Genomic DNA, 17,379 nt, shown 5'->3' on the forward strand with positions numbered 1-17,379 from the left:
TTTTAAAAACTTCTCGTAAATCTGCCGTATAAAAAGCTCGCAAACATCACGGCTAAAACGGCCGCAAATGCCGCAAACGCTAGCTGCGCGCACTGCGCCGCGTCTGCAAATTTAATACTCGGCACCAGATAAAATCCCTCGCCGTAAAATCCGCCGAAAAAGCTCTGCACATCGCTAAGCGCGGTGCCTGCGGGAAAGGACGGAGTGCCCGTGCAGCTTGCTGGGCGAAATAGCTCCGGCAGCAGGCTATCAAGCGGCGCCGCAAAAGGAAAGGCGGGTGCTGCGAGGCAATTTGCCGTATCTGCGGCGGGGTGCGGCGCGGAGCTTTGTAAATAGCCGTATATCGCGCCCGTAAAGCCAAGCACGTAAGCAATGAGCCGTGTTATGAAGCTAAAGGACATCAGCAAGCCGATGAGCGCGCCCGCGCCCGCTACGGCAAAGCCCAGACGTACGAGGACGCCCATCTGCGTAGGTGACATAAAAAGGCAGCGCTGAAAGAAAAAATATGATGTCGCAAGATAGCCTGCGCTTATCACAAAGAGCCAAAACCACGGCGCAGCGGTATTTTGCCACGCGTAAATCTTTAAAATCAATCTATTCAAGATATCCTCCATCTTATAAAATTCTTAAGAATACTTTTTAATCTTAAGATTTAAATTTATAAGGGAATTATAGCAATAAAAGATAAAAATTCAGGTCTGCATTGCCCTAAATATCGGAGTTTTATAAGCTTTAAGCTTAACGTATAAAATTTCAATTTTAAAATTTTGACGCTCCTTTCGTAACGGCGAAACGTTTTTGAGATATGAAATTAAAATGATAGATTTTATAAAATTTTATCTTTATCGGGATCTGTTTTGAGGAAAAATAAAATTTTGATCCGAAGTAGGGCGGTTTTTATCTCGGTCGCACGCCTTTCTTTAAAAAAGAGTGGGCGCGGGGCAGAAAGGAGAGCGAGACAAGACGAGATGCGGCAGAAGATAGGCGCGGTAGAACGGAGCGCGGCGTGATAAGATAGAATAAAGCTAGCGGCGCGGCGCAAATTTTAAAACAATGCGCGCTTAAAATCGTGATCGCCCGAAGTTGCGCTCGATCAAAACAGCCCGTACTCGAAATTTACGCCTTACGGTGGCGCAGCGCAGCAAATCTAAAATTTAAAATTTGAGACCGTTAAAAACGCGGCTGCATAAATCCTCCGACTAAATTTTATCCGTTTAATTCGCCCTGCCGCAAGCCCGTTTAAATTCAAACTCTTTGCGCCCAAGATACTGCGCACGCTTGAGGCTAAAATGAAAAAAGAGGACGGTTCTGCGTCAAATTCGAAAAACAATTCCCGCGTGTTAAAGTCGGTTTGGCAAATTAAACCGACAAGATCGATTCTGAATGAAGGCGGCGAGAAAAGGAGGCGATTCTACGCCGCAGATCAAAACCATAAATACGCATAGGCGGGAGATAAAGAAGGCGGCGGCGCGGATCGATTTTGCGCGCAAACCCGCAAGAGTACGCGCAGTGTTATCTCACAGTAGAATTTTACGGATTTGATCTCGCGCATAAAGGGCGAGATCAAGCCTAAATGCCCGCGCAAGGACAAATTTTACGCAAAACGAGCCTTGCGCGAGCGCTAAATCGCGGCTTTTAGCGCTTCAAATTTCGCGTCTTGCTCGGCTAGAAGCTGTCCTTTCTCGTCGCGCGAGACGTAAATTTTAAAGATATTCTCGCCCGCCTTGTCGTAAAAGCCCACGAATTTCGAGAGCATCCCCATGAAAGTCTGCGTCACGAGGATAATCTTATCGATCTCATCCGTCTTTAGATGACCTCCCAAAATGCCCAGCCCATGCGCCTCATCGCCGTTTGCGCCCATGCCGAAATTATAATATCCCTGCGCGCTCTTGCCGCTTGGGATCTTGGTTTTAAACTCGATGATGAAGCTCGGCGTATTTTTTACGAAAAGCACCTCGCCCCAGCTCTCAAGCTCCCTAATGACCTCGCCGAATTTATCGCCGCCGGCGCTCTTGCCGAAGCGCTCGGGCAGGTTTAGCAGCACGTCGATCTCCTTGGCGCCGAGCTCCTTGCAGATCTGCGCGATCGAAATTTTAGGGTTTTGCGCGAACAGCGCCTCGATTCTCTCTTTCATTTTCATCCTTTCTAAAATAAAATTTTGAGCGCCATTATAATATAAAAATTCTAAGTTACAGATAACGGCAATCAATTAGAGCGAATTTTCGAAGCTTATTTTAAGAAAAATTTAGCGCTGCAAAGTGCTTATGTGTAGAATTTTAAACGATAATACAAAGAATTTTATCTGCACGGAATTTTAGAATTCTAAAATTCCGCAAAGTTTAGAGCTGTATCATAGCGGATCGTATCCGAAGCGATTGGACCCGCTATCGCCGCGCTGCACGAAAAATACAAGCAGCACTATCCAACCCACAAATGATACCAAAAGCCCGATATCGCCGAAAAAAGCACCCACGATCGGCGTTAAAATAAGCAGAAAAAACCAGCCGCTTCTATCAGTATCATGTAGTCGCCTGACTGATACGGCGATGGCTGGCACGAGCATAGCTAGCTGAAAAAGCGCATCTATAATGCCGATTTCTTGATGGACGATTTTGCCGGCTATTATTTGATTGTACCCTATTGTAGTGCCTAAAACGCCATCTATCAAGCTCAAAACAATCCCGCCAAGCACGGTAAATAGAAAAAACCACCAGTACTCCGACCTTGATGCTCGCCCGCTAAATGCGGCGTATTTTTGCTTGACGCAAGTTTGCACGGACTCCATAAAAGTCATTTAAAACTCCTTTTTTAAAATAATATAGGATTATACTAATCGCCCCTTAAATTTAAGTACCTAAAACTCCCGCCTATTCATCTGCCTTACGTGATACGCCAGATTCGCTAGGCCGTAGCCACCTTTTGAGGCAGTAATCTCCCTAGTGCCATAAACCGCCGAAACATTTAAAACTACCGAAGCTAACCACCCTATGGCAAATACTAAAGCGAAAAGCTGCGAGTCAAGCGCTATCAAGACTAGAGTTACTATCTCCGTAGCTGCAATAACATAAAACGCTCTTAGATAGTTCTTCTCTCCGCTGCAATCGTAAAGCTCTTTACTAACTAGCAGCTGATAGATCAGATATACCGCTGTGCATACACAATAAATGCTTATCATAAAAACTGATGGCTTAAACAATTCAAATCCTACAAATATAGTGCTTACTGCGCTTATGGCCGAGGAAACCCCGACTATCACGGCGTTTGATAGTAGATCCGTGCTGCGTATAGCGCGCGCTAAAAAATATAGCCCCACAGCTAGGCATATCATCGATATAAGTCCAACGCCCTCCAACGCACCCACTTTATCTACATTCTTGATATATCTGCCTACCGCATTTAACGCCTCAAGCCCAAACGCTATATAAAGGGTAGTTTTGGCAGTAGATAGATTCTCGCTCTGCTCTTTAGCATCATCCGTATAAACATACAGGATTGCTCCCGCGCCTACGGAGACATTTAGCTTTCGCACCATTTCAGGCAACCTAAAAAAGTCGCTAATAAGCCAGATTAAAAACAAAACATTGGGCACCGAGAAAATAACCATAAAATGAAAAAAGCCCTGTTCTATATCTTTTAGGTCTGATGCTTGCACACCCAAATCCGGACGAGATGAGTTTATAAGCGCTAACAGATCGTTACCTTCTATACTCGTCCACATGACAGTAACCACTACTAAAAAGAGCCAGATGAGAAATGGCAGCCCGCCTAAAAGCTGAAAAATCGCGGAAATTATACGCCCAAGATAAAATCTATGCGCGCCGAAAGGCCCGAGGAACATATAAAACGCGTAGGCTTTATTTAGATCGTAAGCCTTAGCTGAGCTTTGCGTAGAGCTAATTCTATCGGAATTTGAGGAAGCTAAATTTTGCCAAGTGGAATTTTGCTCTGTAAAATTCTGCGAGTTCATAGCATTTTCGGTAGAATTCAAGCCTTTGGCGTTAGAATCTTGCTCGCTAGAGCCTGTCGCAGCAGAATCTCGCAAAATAGAATTTTCTTCATCCAAGCCTTGAGCTGCAAAAGCTAAATTTTGCTCCACAGAATTCTGTGGAGCAAAATTTTGCCTTATGGAAGTGGAATTTTGCTCTATAGAATTCTGAGCCGCAGAATTTTGCTCTATAGTATCATCCGCCGCAAGAGCTTCTTGCGCTAAATCTAAATTCTCAGATTGCTCCTGTGGCTTCTCATCCAAGGGCTTTTTTTCTTCGCCGCTTTTACGTCTTATACTGGCTAGCGACGCAGGATTGCTGCTGCTGCCCCAAATGTCTTCGCCCATCTGCTCTCCTTGATTTTTAAAGCAATTTTACCTGAAATTTAAGGAATTTTTGTATATTCGCCGCTACAAATTCAAAACAAAGGACAAAAATGCCAACAGTAACATTTCAAGGAAAGCCCGTAGAGCTAAGCGGGCAAGAGATAAATCTAGGCGATCGCGCGCCGCAAGTACGCTTAGTAGCTCAAGATCTAAGCGAAATCGAGATCGCTAGCGGCAAGCACGTGCAAATCATCGTCGCCGTGCCGTCGCTAGATACGCCCGTCTGCGCGACGGAGGCACGCAAGTTCAACGAGCGCGCTGCATCGCTTCCTAACACCGAAGTAATCGTCGTTTCGATGGATTTGCCGTTTGCGATGGGGAGGTTTTGTACGACTGAGGGGATAAAAAATCTACGCGTTGCAAGCGATTTCCGCGATAAGGAATTTTGCCACCGCTACGGCACCCTCATCGCCAGCGGCGCATTAGCAGGTCTCAGCGCCAGAGCGATCTTCGTCATAGATACTGCAGGCGTCGTGGTTTATAAAGAGCTTGTAAGTGATATAGCCTCTGAGCCCGACTACGACGCAGCGCTAGATTTTGCAGAGCTCGTCGCTCGCAACAGCTGCTCTAACTGAGCAAGATAATGGATCCAAGGTTTGGATAATTTTAGCCTCGCTTTAGTTCACTACTTTAAGCAAATTCGCCCTACTGCAAGTAAAAAACGAAGTAGGGCGCTTAAAATTCTACTTCAATTTTACATTTTGATTTTACGCTTTAATTTGTGCTCCAGCGTACGCAAAGCTATTAACGCACTACGATAGCAAGCGAACGAGCACGAAATTTAATAGGATCGCCTGCTGCTAAATTTTAAATTTAGCCATAGCGGGAATTGAAATTTTAAAATTTGCCCGCTTAACTACTCCGCGCGATAAACTCGCTAAAAGAGATCTCCCGCGCGTAAAATTTAACTCCGAGCGAGGCGAGTTTGTCCTGCAGCGGCAGCGCCAGCTCCTCTATGCCGCTAAATACGCAAAGCGGCAAATTTCGCGTCCTATCTTTAGTCGCCGCAAAGCTCCCGTCTTCAAAAAATTTCTTTAAAAACACGAGCGTTTTTACCTTGTCCGCGCCCAAGTCCTCGATGAAAACGCTGAAATATCTATACCCCAGCTCCTCGTGCGCTTTATCTTGCTGCGCGTAGTCGTCCGCCAGCTCGCAGTAAAATTCATTGTTTAAATCAGCAAGCGGCGCGATCGCTTCAAGCGAGCAGGGCTTTTTAAGCGCGGCAAGAGTGGTTAAAATTTCTTCAAATTTAACGATATCGTCCGCTACCTTTATCGGCTCCCACGAGCCCGCGCCGTGATAAGCGAAATAAACGGGCGAGGCGTCCCCGAGGGCAAAATCTACGAAAAACGGATCATCCATGCCGTTACGCGCGATGACCCGCCAGCTCTTGCGCCACTGCCCGGGCGTATCGTCCGCAAGCTCCTCGCCCGTTTTGCGGCTAACTAGCCTATACCCCTTCTGAAAACTCTCAAACTCGCCCTCGTCGGGGTAGAAAAAAGGCAGCAAAATGGACTCTGAAACGATGCGTTTGCGGATAAAATTTCGGATCAAATTCGGGATTTGCACGGCTCGACCTTTGGGTTAAATTTGAGCGAATTTTAGCAGAGTTTTTAGTCCACGCAAAATTTAAGCTCAAATTTGACGGATTACAAAATTTGAGCATAAAAAGATAAGCGGAAGTATTTTAAGATGGATTTGAATGTTGCGACGAAAATTTCGTCCCAAGACTAGGCAATCAGCCTGTCGCAGGGCGAAATTTTCTAGCTCATTCAAAGACGTTTAAAAGACGACGCGCTAAATGTTATAGCGACTGCAAAATTTTAGGTTTACTAAACGCCTGTATTGGCTTAATCTCCCCCTTAAATTTCTCAATCTGCGCTAGCACGGTGTGAGCCGAGTTGCTTTGTGCGAGACTTGACGTGCCTTTATCAAACGTAAGCACGTTTACGCAGCCGTGCTGGCAGAGGCTTTTCTCGCCCCAAACCTCGGGATCGTACCACGCGCCCTCGCAGATCGCTGCGACGCGCTCGGGCACGATGTCGGTAACGAGCACGCCCGCTAAAATTTCGCCGCGATCGTTGAAAACGCGCACGATGTCGCCGTTCGCAAGCCCGCGCGCTTCGGCGTCTTTTGGATTGATAAGCACCGGCTCTCTGCCGCTAACCTCGGCGAAATTTCTGATGATCGAGTTGTTTAGCTGACTGTGCAAGCGGTAGCGAGAGTGCGGGCTTACGATATGAATCGGGTATTTCGCCGTCTTTTTCGCATCCCCCAGCCACTCTTTCGGCTCGATCCAAGTAGGCATCGGCGGGCAGTCGGCATAGCCCATCTTAGCGATCGTTGGTGAGTAAAGCTCGATCTTGCCAGATGGGGTGCCTAGGCGGTTTTTGGCGGGATTTTCGCGGAATGCCGCAAGGCGCGTGTATAGCGCGCTGCTCTCGTCGTCCTTTTCAAAGCGCACGAAGCCTTTGTCGTAAAATTCCTCAAAGCTAGGCATCGTTATATTTAGACCTTTAGCTTGCTCTACGGCATCGGCGTAGAATTCCTTCATCCATCCTAGCTCGTCCTTGCCCTCGCTAAAGACCTCGCCGTATCCCCAGCGCTTGCAGATCTGCTCGCAGATCCAAAAGTCGCTCTTGCTCTCGCCCATCGGCTCGATTGCGGGCCTGTAAGCGACTATATATTCGCCAGTAGCGCCGGTTTGGTTGATGTCGTTTCTCTCGACCTCGACAGCCACCGGAAGCACGATATCGCTAAGCTTCGCCGTGCTCGTCCAGTAAGGCTCGGCGGTGATAACGGTGTCGAGCTTACGCCACTGCTTGACGATATTATTCACGTCTTGATGGCGCGTAAACATCGATCCGCACGCCATATAAGCAACCCTCATATGCGGCAGCTTGATTTTAGTGCCGTCGTAGTCGATCTGCTTACCCGGATGCTCCAGCGCCTCTATGCTGCGAGAGGACGGGATGGTAATGTTTTTCGCACTTTTCCAAGGCGCAGAGCCCGTGTTTTCGTATTTTTCATCTATACGAGTGCTAAGCCCCTTTAAAATTGGAGCCACTTTATTCGTAGCGCCCGCAGAACCGTAGCCTAAGCTAAATTCAAAGCCGAGACCCTCCTTGCCGATATACCCTAGCATCGCATTAAGCGCCACTAGCGCCCAGAAAGGCTGCTCGCCGTGATCGGCGCGCTGCAAACCGCGACCGATTAAAATCGTGCTCGGCTCCTTTGCAAGCGCCGTAGCAAATTTCACAATAGCCTCCTCGCTAAGCCCGCAAATTTTGCTCGCCCAAGCTGCGTCCTTCACGATTTTATCGCTCTCGCCTAGAAAATACGCTTTAAATTTATTAAATCCGACGGTGTATTTTTTGATAAATTCCTCGTCATAGAGATTGTTCGTAAACAGATAATGGCACATACCGATGATGAGCGCGGTGTCGGTATTTGGGTGCAGGATGATATCTTCGCTATCAAAGTAGCGCGCGGTGTCGTTTCTCATTACGTTTACGCTATAAGTTTTGATGCCCGATTTCTTAAGCTCTTGCATGCCGATATAACCGTCGTGCGTAGGCGGAATGGATGAAATTTGATTGGTTACCGCAGGATCAGTCGCCCAAAATACGACGTTTTTGGCGTTTTTGACGATCGCTTTCCACGTAGTAGGCGCGTCGTAAACGGCGCTTGAGCCCAACACGTGAGGCATTATAACAAGCCCCGCGCCGGTGGAGTAATCGCCGCTTTCCTCTACGTAGCCGCCTAAAATTTTAAGCATTCGGTGCGCTACGGTGCGTCCCCAGCCGATCTTGCCGCTACCGCCCCACCAGTAGCACTCGCCATAGATCGCCTCGGCGCCGTATTTGTCGAAATTTTCTTTCAAAGCCTTTGCGGCTAGATCAAGCGCTACGTCCCAGCTAACGCGCACGAACTCCTCTTTACCGCGCAGTTCACTCTTTGCCGCACCTTTTGCCTTTAGATAACTTTTACGCACCATCGGATAGAGCACGCGGTTTTCGTTTTGGATATTATCCGGCAAGCTGTAATTCATCGTATTTGGAAATTTATCGCCTTCGAAATCGCTTACCGAAACGATCTGCGACGAGTTTAAATTTAGCCAAAAAGGACCGAATCTATTCGCGCCGAATACCTTTTTGTTATCGAAAATCGTCTGAGAAACCCCCTCAATCCTGCTAGCGCTTGCCGCGCTTGCGCCTAAAATCCCTGCCTTTAAAAAGTCTCGCCTTTTCATCTGATCTCCTTTATCATTCAGGTTTTTTTGCGTTGTGTTGTAGATATTTTATGATCAAATTTAGCTCGTCGCCCTCGAGCGCTACGTAGTTTGCATTGATCATCTCTTGTAAATTTGCAGGCCACTGATTTGCCGTGAAGCTCTTTGGCTCATGCAGGCGGTGACACGCCGAGCAGATCTGCTCGTAGTTTGTCTTTGCCTCCGCATAAAGAGCCTTAGCGTCCTTAGCTACGGCATCCGAACTGATCTCGTAAATCCCCTCGGCTTCGTACCAGATCTCGCCGTAATCGTCCTCGAGCTTTTTGCCCTTTTTAAAATTTGCTTCGGCTTCGTTCGTAAAAATCGCGTAAATTTCAGCCTCTTTCATATTTTTTTGTATTTGAAGCTGATAGTTTTCGCTCACGACGCCTTTAATTTTAATCTTGGTAACGCCACCTTCGCTGGATATCACCTCGATCGGTGTTAAAATTTCAGCCTCGCCGATTGCTTTGCCGTCTTGCGAGATCGTAGCGGTTTTGGAGATCACCTCGCCGCCGAAAAGCGAACACGCACAGATAAATGAGATAAAAATTTTCCTCATAAAGTATCCTTTCTAGGTTGTCTTTAACGCGAATTATAAATCAAAGATAAATTTAAATTTGTCGCGATTGCGACGAATTTATCCTTTTTATGTAAAATTTACGTGAAATTTTATGCAAAGAGCTGCTATGATAGATAGACTAAATAACGATTACAGCGAGAAATTCGACTTTTTAAGCAGGGAGCGGATTGCTAAATTTAGGCGCGAAAGCTACGCTCGCGGTGACGTGATCTACGCGCAAAAGTTTAAATTTATCATTCTACTGCGCGGCAGGGCGAAGCTAAACTGCTACGAAAACGGTAAGGAATTTATCTTTAGCTTCGTAAGAAGCGGCGCCTACGTCTGCTTGGATAAAAACACGAGCCTTGAAATTTTAAGCGACTGCGAGACGCTGCAGATCAACATCTCGGAGCTTTTCGAGTTGCTCGGAGACGAGTTTGCAAGCTCGATCATAAACGCACTTATCAAAAACATCTACTCGCAGCGAATTTTAATTAAAGAGATCGTCTTTGCGAAGATCCAGACGCGGATTTTAAATTTCTTAAATCGCATTGCAAACGCAGATAAGATCGTGGAGCTTCCCTTTAATATAATGACGCTTGCAAGCCTGCTCGGTGCGCCTCGCCAAAACGTCTCTCAGGCGATTACGAAGCTCGTAAACGACAAAAAAATAGTGAAATTAAAGGGCAATAGAATTAAAATTTTGTAGTTTGAATCTCGCGGCGAATCTAAATTTAAATATAAAAGGCTGTTTTAAGCAAAACCGCCTAGTAAAAAGGGCTAAAACCAAAATGGGATTAGCCCTAAATTTAGCCTATTTGCAAAGCTTATGTGTGCTACAAAGCTGCGTTTAAAAAATCGAGCCTCTGCTTGCGGGTCGCAACGGATCGTCTCCAAAGCGGTTGCCTCCGTTAGTGCCTTGCTGGATAAAAAATACGATCAATACTACTGGACCTATTATCGGGACAAAAATTAACAGATAAAACCAGCCGCTTCTATCGGTATCATGCAGGCGTCTTACCGCTACGGCGATAGAAGGTAAAAGTATTGCCAATAAAAAGATTGAGTTAATGAAACCGATCATTCTACCGGAACTCGTAACGGCATAGGTGCCTAAAAAGCCATCCAATACTAACGTTACGATTCCTAAAAGTGCCGCAAATAATGCAAACCACCAGTACTCTGAACGTGGTGCACGCCCCTCAAAATTACAATAATTCTCTTTGAGACAAGTGCGAACAGACTCTATAAAAGTCATCTCAAACTCCTTTTTAAAAAATAAGATAAATTATATAATAGTGGCACTTAAATTTGTCCTTTATATTGATTAAATTTCAAAATTTACCTTCGCCGCCGCGCTGTCTGGCAAATACATTAAAATTTATCTCGAATGAACTTAATAGCGAGCTGTTTGATAAGCGGAGGAGGGTAGGTTAGGCGGAACAAATTTTGCTTTTTCGCTCGCGTTAAATGACAAAGTAGAGCGGCTGCGACTGGCGCAATTATAATAGCGATTTTATCCGCTTGCCACGCCGTGCTGCTTAAATTTTAAAATTTACTTCTCTTTGCGGCTTAAAATTTTAGAAATTTTTGCAGCGTCGTAAGTTTTTGCCTGCGCTTTTAGAAACTCGCAAAGCTCCTTCTGCTTGCAAAGGCCGTGAGCGAGCAAAAACTCCGCCGTGTCTGTATCATCCAGTACTGAGGCTAGCTTAATCAAGCCCGTTAACTCATTTTGCGGTAGCTCGCGCAAGCTTTGAAATTTTAAAATTTCCTCTACATAGCGTAGCCTTCCGTCGCGGAATTTTTTAAATCTCGCGCTATTTATGAACTCACGAGCGCGTGGATCAGGCGGATTTTTATATGCCGAAACGATAAAACCTGCATCTCGTAAAAATAGCAGCTCACCGCCTGCAACCGAGCTTACCACGCCGCTAATATCTGTAGCGCCCAGCTCAAGAAGCAATGAAAACGTCTCAAAATCTCCGCACGATGTGGCTAGATGTAACGATCCGCGTGCATGTATATTTGCGCCGTGCTCTACCAAAAATCGCACTAATCGCAGCACATCCGCATTTTTTAAAATTGTGCGACGTCCTAACTTTTCGCTTGGAGTTATCAAATTCTTTTCGTCTGCACCTAAATCAGCACTGCTTGGCGCATCAATACCCGCACCAAAATCAAGCGGACAGCCGTAAGAAATCGCAGTTTGCAACGGCGAGCCGATATATCCTTCATTGTAGTTCAAATCAGGCTTAAACGCAAGTATTCGAGTAATTCGTGTAAAATCAAGCTTTCCACTTCGCATTAGTTTCATATTTGCAATAAATGGCGTAAAAATCCGCTCGCCAAACTCCCCGAAATCCTCGTCGATCCTGCCCCTGTTTTGCGCCGCGAATTCCAAAAGCGCGTCCAAGCCCGCATCTATCTGCGCATTGCTAGCATTTTCATCGTAAAAAATTTCAAAATTTGGCTGCGATAAATTTGACTCTGCTTGCTGTGAAGCAGAAACTCTCGGGTCATCCTTAGCGGCGCCGAAAGCGCAGCTCGCAAGCAAAAGCCACAAAAAGATAAAATTTTTCATATCGCCCTCGCTTAAATTTTGCACGATTATATCAAATCTAAGGCTAAATTTAACGGTGCCTTGGAATTTCATAAAAAGCAAATGGCAAATAAATTTAGCCTAAAAAAGCGCCTTTTGATTTTAATTTCGCTAGAATTAGCCATAAATAACCTAAACAAAGGAGCGGCAAATGAAACTACTTTTTACTTTGATCTTGCTTTGTGCGGGGCTTTTTGCAAACACGCTGCAAGAGATCAGAAATAGCGGCGTCATCAGAGTAGGCGTCAGAGATGGCAGACCGCCTTTTAGCGAGATTAGCGGCGGTAAATTTGAAGGTTTTGAGATCGAGCTTGCCAATGCGATCGCAAAGGCGATTTTCGGTGCCAAACAAGGCGAAGTGCAGTTTGTCTCTCTAAGCGCCGCCGATCGCGTCTCGTATCTAGTCAATAATAAAGTCGATATAGTTGCAGCTACCTTCGTCATCGATTCGGCGCGCAAAAATCATGTAGACTTCTCGATGCCGTATTTTTCGACCAATCTCGGCGTACTAACTCGCAAAGCGGACGCCATCAAAGATATATCGCGTTTGCGCGATATGAGGCTCATAACCGAAGAGGGCACGACCGTAGATAATTACCTCAAAAAAGAGAAATTTAGCAACGTAAGCTACTGCAAAAATACAAGCGAATGCTACGCGATGATCCGTGACGGCAAAGCCGACGGATACGTCAATCTAAATATCACGGTGCTAGCCTACGCCGTCGTGGACGATACGCTCGAAGTGCCGTTTCAAAACTTCGGCAAGCCCGATTTCATCGGTATTGGCGTGCAAAAAGGAAATAAGGAGCTACTTGATTTTATCAACGCAGAGCTTGTAAAACTAAGCAAAGAGGGCTTTTTCAAAAAGGCTTATCAGGACACCTTTGAGCCTTTTTACCGCGGTACGGCGGATAAAAAATACTTCCTTTTAGACGGAATTTATGACTTGCTATAAAAGCGAGCTAGAAATTAAAATATAAAATTTATCGAAGGCAGTTTGCATAACGAATAAATCTTGGGATTTAAAATTTAGAATTTGCGAAATTTTAAATCCCCGCTTTGCCCCTAAATTTTAAACCTGCATACGCGCGGTGATTGAATTTTAAACCGCTTGCATTTATTTTCTCTAAAATATATAGTGCTATAATTATTTCAAAACTAAAAAGTAGGGGGCTTTTTATGAGATTACTTTTTATTTTAGCCTTATTTTGCGCTAGCATTTTTGCAAATACACTAGATGAAATCAGGCAGGCAGGTGTTATCAGAGTGGGCGTGCGCGAAGGTCGTCCGCCGCTAAGCGAGTCTAATAACGGCAAGTTTGAGGGTTTTGAAATCGAGCTTGCTAGCTCAATCGCCAAAGACATTTTCGGCGATAAAAAGGGCGAAGTGCAGTTCGTAGCCGTAACCGCAGGCGATAGAATCCCGTTTTTGAAAAATAACAAGGTCGATATGGTCATCGGCACCTTTATGATTACGCAAGAGCGTAAGAAGCAGGTGGATTTCTCACTTCCGTATCTATCGGTAAATTTTGGCATCGTAACGCGTAAAGAGGATCAAGTGAAGGACTTCGCACAGGTTCGTGATATGAGAATTTCAATCGAAAAAAATCCCAACGGCTCGATGACCGAGCGCTATCTACGCAAAGAGAAATTTAGCAATTTGGTCTATTGCAAAAATACTAGCGAGTGTTACGCGATGATGAAGGACGGCAGAGCCGACGGCTACGCCAACGACAACATCATCGTCCTAGCCTATGCTGTCGTGGACGATACGCTCGAAGTGCCGTTTAAAAACCTAGGCGCGGCGGAATTCTTAGGCGTCGGCGTGCAAAAAGGCAATCAAAGCCTGCTTGATTTCATCAATGCCGATCTAATTAAGCTAAGCAAAGAGGGCTTTTTCAAAAAGGCTTATGAGGACACTTTCGAGCCATTTTACCGCGGCACTGCGGATAAAAAATACTTCCTGCTAGACGGAATTTATAATATGCTTTAGATCTTAGAATTCTAAGGCGCGGAATTTTGAAATTTTGAAATTCCGCTTCGCACGCGGCGAGTAGAATTCCGCGATCTGCAAATTTTGGAATTTTAGTAAGCGAGAAATTCCGCAAAATTTCAAAATTTAAAATTTTATCTCACGCTCGGTTTAAAAACATCTATTCCATTCGGAGCAAAATTTCACGCTATGATAGAATTTTAAAATTTTATGCATGACGGAATTTTAGAATTTTACCCGCACCGAGAATTTTAAAATCCTATGCTGCAACAGAATTTCGTAGTTGAGGGCTTTTGCGCTGCGATAAAATATAAAATTTATCGTGTGATATAAAATCCCCCAGATAAGCGCGATAAATTTAAAAGGATAAAATTCTGCGTGAGGCAAATTCTGACTCACGGCAAAAGCGCAGTCGCCGCAGATGCTATTTTAAACTTTCAGCCGTTAAATTTTACTCAAACGCCTTGTAGTGCGCCTCATCGGCGAACTCAAGCATCTCGCGATCGCCCCTACTGTCGCCGTAAGCGATAACGCGATCGAAAGCCTGCACGTCGTATGCCGCGCGCACGCGAGCGACCTTTTGCGCGCCGTAGCAGTTCTGCCCCTCGATCTCGCCCGTGATGATGCCGCCTTTGCGCCGTATTTTAGTGCCTAAAAGCTCCAAGCCCTGCGCGTCGCACCACGGACGTAGCCAATCTTCGAGCGAGGCGGTGACGATGACGATCTTATCGCCCGCGGCTTTATAGCTTGCGATCTTGTCCATCGCGCTTTGTTTTAGGATATCTTCGATGTGGGTGGTGGAGTATTTTTTGCAAATTTTATCAAATTTATCGGCGCTCATGCCTGCAAAAAAATAGCCCAAGAGCTTTCTGCGCGTAAAATTATTGCTCGCAAGACCTAACTTATACGCCGCTAAAATGGGTGATAGCACCAAAATCCCGCGAAAAAATTTCTTAAATCCGACTACGTAGGCGACGAACTCGAGCAGCGAATCATCGCGCGTGATCGTGCCGTCAAAGTCGAATAAAACAAGATTCATTGCCTCTCCTAGTAAAATTTCAGAAGCGTAAATTTTAAAATTTACCTATAAAAAAGGCGTGAAATTTAAAAGCTAAATTTCACGCCGAATTTTAAAATTTCATCCAAAAATTCTATTTTTTCGCCATTCGTCTGCGCGTCGTAGGATCCAGGTATCGCTTGCGTACGCGGATATTTACGGGCGTGACTTCCACAAGCTCGTCCTCCTCGATCCACTCCAGCGCGCGCTCTAAATTTAATGCTCGCGGCGGCACGAGCTTGATCGCATCATCGCTGCCGCTGGCGCGGACGTTGGTTAAATTTTTACCCTTGATCGGATTTACGTCCAGATCGTTCGGACGGCTGTGCTCGCCGATGATCATACCTAGATAGACCTTTGCCTGCGGAGCGATAAAAAGCACGCCGCGATCTTGTAGGTTCCACAGGCTGTATCCTAGCGCCACTCCGTTTTCCATACTCACGAGCGCGCCGTTTTGTCGCTTCTCGACCGCGCCTATGAAAGGGCGGAATTCCAAAAAACTATGGTTCATTACGCCTTCGCCGCGAGTATCGGTCAAAAACTGCGAACGAAAGCCGATAAGACCGCGCGCCGGGATCTCAAACTCCATACGCGTCTGCCCGTCGCCGGTAGGATTCATCACCTTCATCTCGGCTTTTTTGCGGCCTAGCTTTTCGATAACGGTGCCGGTACAATCATCGGGCGCGTCGATAACTAAGTGCTCGAAAGGCTCGCATTTGATGCCGTCGATCTCTTTGATGATAACTTCCGGGCGCCCGAGGCAGAACTCAAAGCCCTCGCGGCGCATATTTTCGGCCAAAATCGTGATCTGCAGCTCGCCGCGGCCGCTTACTTTAAATTTGCCCTCGCCCGCGTTTTCATAGCGCATCGCGATGTTGGTTTTCATCTCCGCTTCCAAGCGCTCGTCGATCTTGTTTGAGGTTACGAATTTACCCTCCGTACCAGCTAGCGGTCCGTCATTTACGCTGAAAATTACGCTAAGGGTCGGCTCTTCGATATGCAGCGCATCAAGCGGAATCGGGTTATTGGGATCGACGATACTATCGCCTACGTCAAGCGCGTCAAATCCCGCAATAGCCACGATGTCGCCCGTGCCCGCTGCATCGATGTCGGTGCGCTCAAGCCCGCTAAAGCCGATGAGCTTTGAAATTCTACCGTTGATGTGCGTGCCGTCGGCTTTGGCTAGCATAACGCTTTGGTTTTTGTTTATCGTGCCGTTGAAAATTCTAGCAATGCCGATCTTACCGACGTAATTATCGTAATCGAGCGTGAAAACCTGCAGCTGTAAAGGATTATCGTCGCTGCCGCTCGGAGTTGGAACGTGAGAGATAATCGTCTCAAAAAGCGGCTTCATGTCGGTGCTCTCGTCGCTTAGATCGTATTTTGCATAGCCGTTTTTGGCCGCGGCGTAGATGACGGGGAACTCAAGCTGCTCGTCGTTTGCGTCAAGCGCTACGAAAAGATCGAAAATTTCATTTACTACGCGGTCCGGATCGGCTGCGGGCTTGTCGATTTTGTTTACGACTACGATCGGTCTAAGTCCCAAAGATAGCGCCTTTTTTACGACAAATTTCGTCTGCGGCATGACGCCTTCTTGCGCGTCGACGAGCAAAAGTACGCCGTCTACCATTTTTAACACGCGCTCGACCTCGCCGCCGAAATCGGCGTGACCTGGGGTGTCGATGATATTGATTTTAACGCCGCCGTAGTGGATGGCGGTATTTTTGGATAGTATCGTAATGCCGCGCTCGCGCTCGATGTCGTTGCTGTCCATCACGCGCTCGCCGACCTCTTGGTGATTACCAAAGGTGCCGGATTGTTTTAAAAGCTCGTCTACGATAGTGGTCTTTCCGTGATCGACGTGCGCGATAACCGCGATATTTCTGATATTTTCCAAATTTTTCTCCGTTTATAATTTCAAAAACTGATGATTATACTAAAAAAATTCTTAAGATAAAAATTTACGAGTATTCTTTGACTTCGCAGACAAAAAACTCATACACGCGCTGTTGGATTAGCGCATCCTCGTCATCATCTCCGATCAAACGACGCAGATGTGAAAAATCAATCTTTTTGATATATTTTTTGTTATTTTTGATATCTCTGTCGATCTCTTTTAAAAGCGAATCTAAATTTAAGCTTTTATAGGTTTTCGCCTTTAAGATATACTCTTTTACGATGGAGACCAGCACGCCGATGCGCTGCTCATCACCCGGATAAATTTCGCCAGCTATATCTTTGATCGCGTCGTAGTCCTCGTCTGTCTGCTTCTTTTTAGCAAGCAGCATTGCGGCAAAAATTTTGGCTCTAAACTCGATAGAGCGATGGTGAGGAATAAAGACCTCGCGAAATACGGATAAAAGATGATTTTTGAAATTCATTTATAACCTTACTTTAAGAAACATTTCCATATAATCCCGTTTGCCCTTTCTTAGACCTGTGCAATGCTTTTTTTAGGCACCGCTTCAGGGTAGGAATACAGCAGAGCACTTAGATCTCGCATGTGCCGCAGCCATCTGGGAAGGGG

General features: G+C 45.9%; 16 protein-coding genes and 1 other RNA gene. 5 read left to right on the forward strand and 12 right to left on the reverse strand.

Translation table 11 applies throughout. The features are described from left to right. Positions 1 to 2: 2 nt before the first annotated feature. The 4 genes from QZ367_RS06795 to QZ367_RS06810 all read right to left on the reverse strand — a co-directional run bounded on the left by QZ367_RS06795 (position 3) and on the right by QZ367_RS06810 (position 4,333). Complete coding sequence (locus tag QZ367_RS06795; protein WP_291938843.1) at positions 3 to 602, reverse strand: disulfide bond formation protein B; 600 nt, start codon at positions 600 to 602, stop codon at positions 3 to 5. Between the two features lie 1,019 nt (positions 603 to 1,621). Continuing rightward, a complete protein-coding gene (hutX, locus tag QZ367_RS06800; RefSeq protein WP_040304324.1) occupies positions 1,622 to 2,134 on the reverse strand; it encodes a heme utilization cystosolic carrier protein HutX in 513 nt (170 codons plus the stop codon). A gap of 216 nt (positions 2,135 to 2,350) precedes the next feature. Further along, positions 2,351 to 2,794, reverse strand: coding sequence for a DUF805 domain-containing protein (locus tag QZ367_RS06805; protein ID WP_005872982.1), 444 nt, complete (start codon positions 2,792 to 2,794; stop codon positions 2,351 to 2,353). Positions 2,795 to 2,854: 60 nt separating this feature from the next. Beyond that, positions 2,855 to 4,333, reverse strand: a complete 1,479-nt coding sequence (locus QZ367_RS06810; protein ID WP_291938851.1) for an NINE protein — start codon at positions 4,331 to 4,333, stop codon at positions 2,855 to 2,857. Between the two features lie 89 nt (positions 4,334 to 4,422). Here QZ367_RS06810 and tpx point away from each other — a divergent pair, with 89 nt between their 5' ends. Next, entirely contained in the window at positions 4,423 to 4,947 is a 525-nt protein-coding gene (gene tpx, locus QZ367_RS06815; RefSeq protein WP_291938853.1) for a thiol peroxidase, read from the forward strand. Between the two features lie 277 nt (positions 4,948 to 5,224). On the opposite strand, the gene QZ367_RS06820 is transcribed toward tpx, so the two are convergent. The 3 genes from QZ367_RS06820 to QZ367_RS06830 all read right to left on the reverse strand — a co-directional run bounded on the left by QZ367_RS06820 (position 5,225) and on the right by QZ367_RS06830 (position 9,204). Then, positions 5,225 to 5,941 carry a hypothetical protein gene (locus tag QZ367_RS06820; RefSeq protein ID WP_291938854.1) on the reverse strand — a complete coding sequence of 239 codons (717 nt, stop codon included), beginning with the start codon at positions 5,939 to 5,941 and terminating at the stop codon, positions 5,225 to 5,227. 235 nt (positions 5,942 to 6,176) lie between these two features. Beyond that, positions 6,177 to 8,624, reverse strand: coding sequence for a molybdopterin-dependent oxidoreductase (locus QZ367_RS06825; RefSeq protein ID WP_291938856.1), 2,448 nt, complete (start codon positions 8,622 to 8,624; stop codon positions 6,177 to 6,179). A gap of 13 nt (positions 8,625 to 8,637) precedes the next feature. Then, positions 8,638 to 9,204 carry a hypothetical protein gene (locus QZ367_RS06830; protein WP_291938858.1) on the reverse strand — a complete coding sequence of 189 codons (567 nt, stop codon included), beginning with the start codon at positions 9,202 to 9,204 and terminating at the stop codon, positions 8,638 to 8,640. Positions 9,205 to 9,331: 127 nt separating this feature from the next. Between QZ367_RS06830 and QZ367_RS06835 the strand changes: the two genes are divergently transcribed. Next, positions 9,332 to 9,913 (forward strand): Crp/Fnr family transcriptional regulator, encoded by a 582-nt coding sequence (locus tag QZ367_RS06835; protein WP_291938860.1) that lies wholly within the window; start codon positions 9,332 to 9,334, stop codon positions 9,911 to 9,913. Between the two features lie 141 nt (positions 9,914 to 10,054). Here the strand turns inward: QZ367_RS06835 and QZ367_RS06840 are convergent, their stop codons facing one another. Both QZ367_RS06840 and QZ367_RS06845 read right to left on the reverse strand, forming a co-directional pair. After that, positions 10,055 to 10,462 carry a DUF805 domain-containing protein gene (locus QZ367_RS06840; RefSeq protein WP_177386916.1) on the reverse strand — a complete coding sequence of 136 codons (408 nt, stop codon included), beginning with the start codon at positions 10,460 to 10,462 and terminating at the stop codon, positions 10,055 to 10,057. Between the two features lie 297 nt (positions 10,463 to 10,759). Then, positions 10,760 to 11,857 (reverse strand): hypothetical protein, encoded by a 1,098-nt coding sequence (locus QZ367_RS06845; protein ID WP_291938862.1) that lies wholly within the window; start codon positions 11,855 to 11,857, stop codon positions 10,760 to 10,762. 97 nt (positions 11,858 to 11,954) lie between these two features. Between QZ367_RS06845 and QZ367_RS06850 the strand changes: the two genes are divergently transcribed. Both QZ367_RS06850 and QZ367_RS06855 read left to right on the forward strand, forming a co-directional pair. Then, entirely contained in the window at positions 11,955 to 12,758 is an 804-nt protein-coding gene (locus QZ367_RS06850) for a transporter substrate-binding domain-containing protein (RefSeq protein WP_291938864.1), read from the forward strand. A 224-nt stretch (positions 12,759 to 12,982) separates the two neighbouring features. Beyond that, complete coding sequence (locus QZ367_RS06855) at positions 12,983 to 13,795, forward strand: transporter substrate-binding domain-containing protein (RefSeq protein ID WP_291938866.1); 813 nt, start codon at positions 12,983 to 12,985, stop codon at positions 13,793 to 13,795. Positions 13,796 to 14,246: 451 nt separating this feature from the next. On the opposite strand, the gene QZ367_RS06860 is transcribed toward QZ367_RS06855, so the two are convergent. The 3 genes from QZ367_RS06860 to QZ367_RS06870 form a co-directional block, all read right to left on the reverse strand. Next, positions 14,247 to 14,834: an HAD-IB family hydrolase gene (locus QZ367_RS06860; RefSeq protein WP_291938868.1), complete on the reverse strand. Its 588-nt coding sequence runs from the start codon at positions 14,832 to 14,834 to the stop codon at positions 14,247 to 14,249. Positions 14,835 to 14,946: 112 nt separating this feature from the next. Next, positions 14,947 to 16,749 (reverse strand): translational GTPase TypA, encoded by a 1,803-nt coding sequence (typA, locus tag QZ367_RS06865; RefSeq protein ID WP_291938870.1) that lies wholly within the window; start codon positions 16,747 to 16,749, stop codon positions 14,947 to 14,949. Between the two features lie 64 nt (positions 16,750 to 16,813). Further along, complete coding sequence (locus QZ367_RS06870) at positions 16,814 to 17,233, reverse strand: hypothetical protein (RefSeq protein WP_177386922.1); 420 nt, start codon at positions 17,231 to 17,233, stop codon at positions 16,814 to 16,816. 47 nt (positions 17,234 to 17,280) lie between these two features. On the opposite strand from QZ367_RS06870, the gene ffs reads away from it, so the two are divergent. Next, positions 17,281 to 17,378, forward strand: an RNA gene (gene ffs / locus QZ367_RS06875) — signal recognition particle sRNA small type. Position 17,379: the final 1 nt, after the last annotated feature.

The organism is Campylobacter sp., assembly GCF_019423325.1.
Taxonomy (GTDB): Bacteria; Campylobacterota; Campylobacteria; order Campylobacterales; family Campylobacteraceae; genus Campylobacter_B.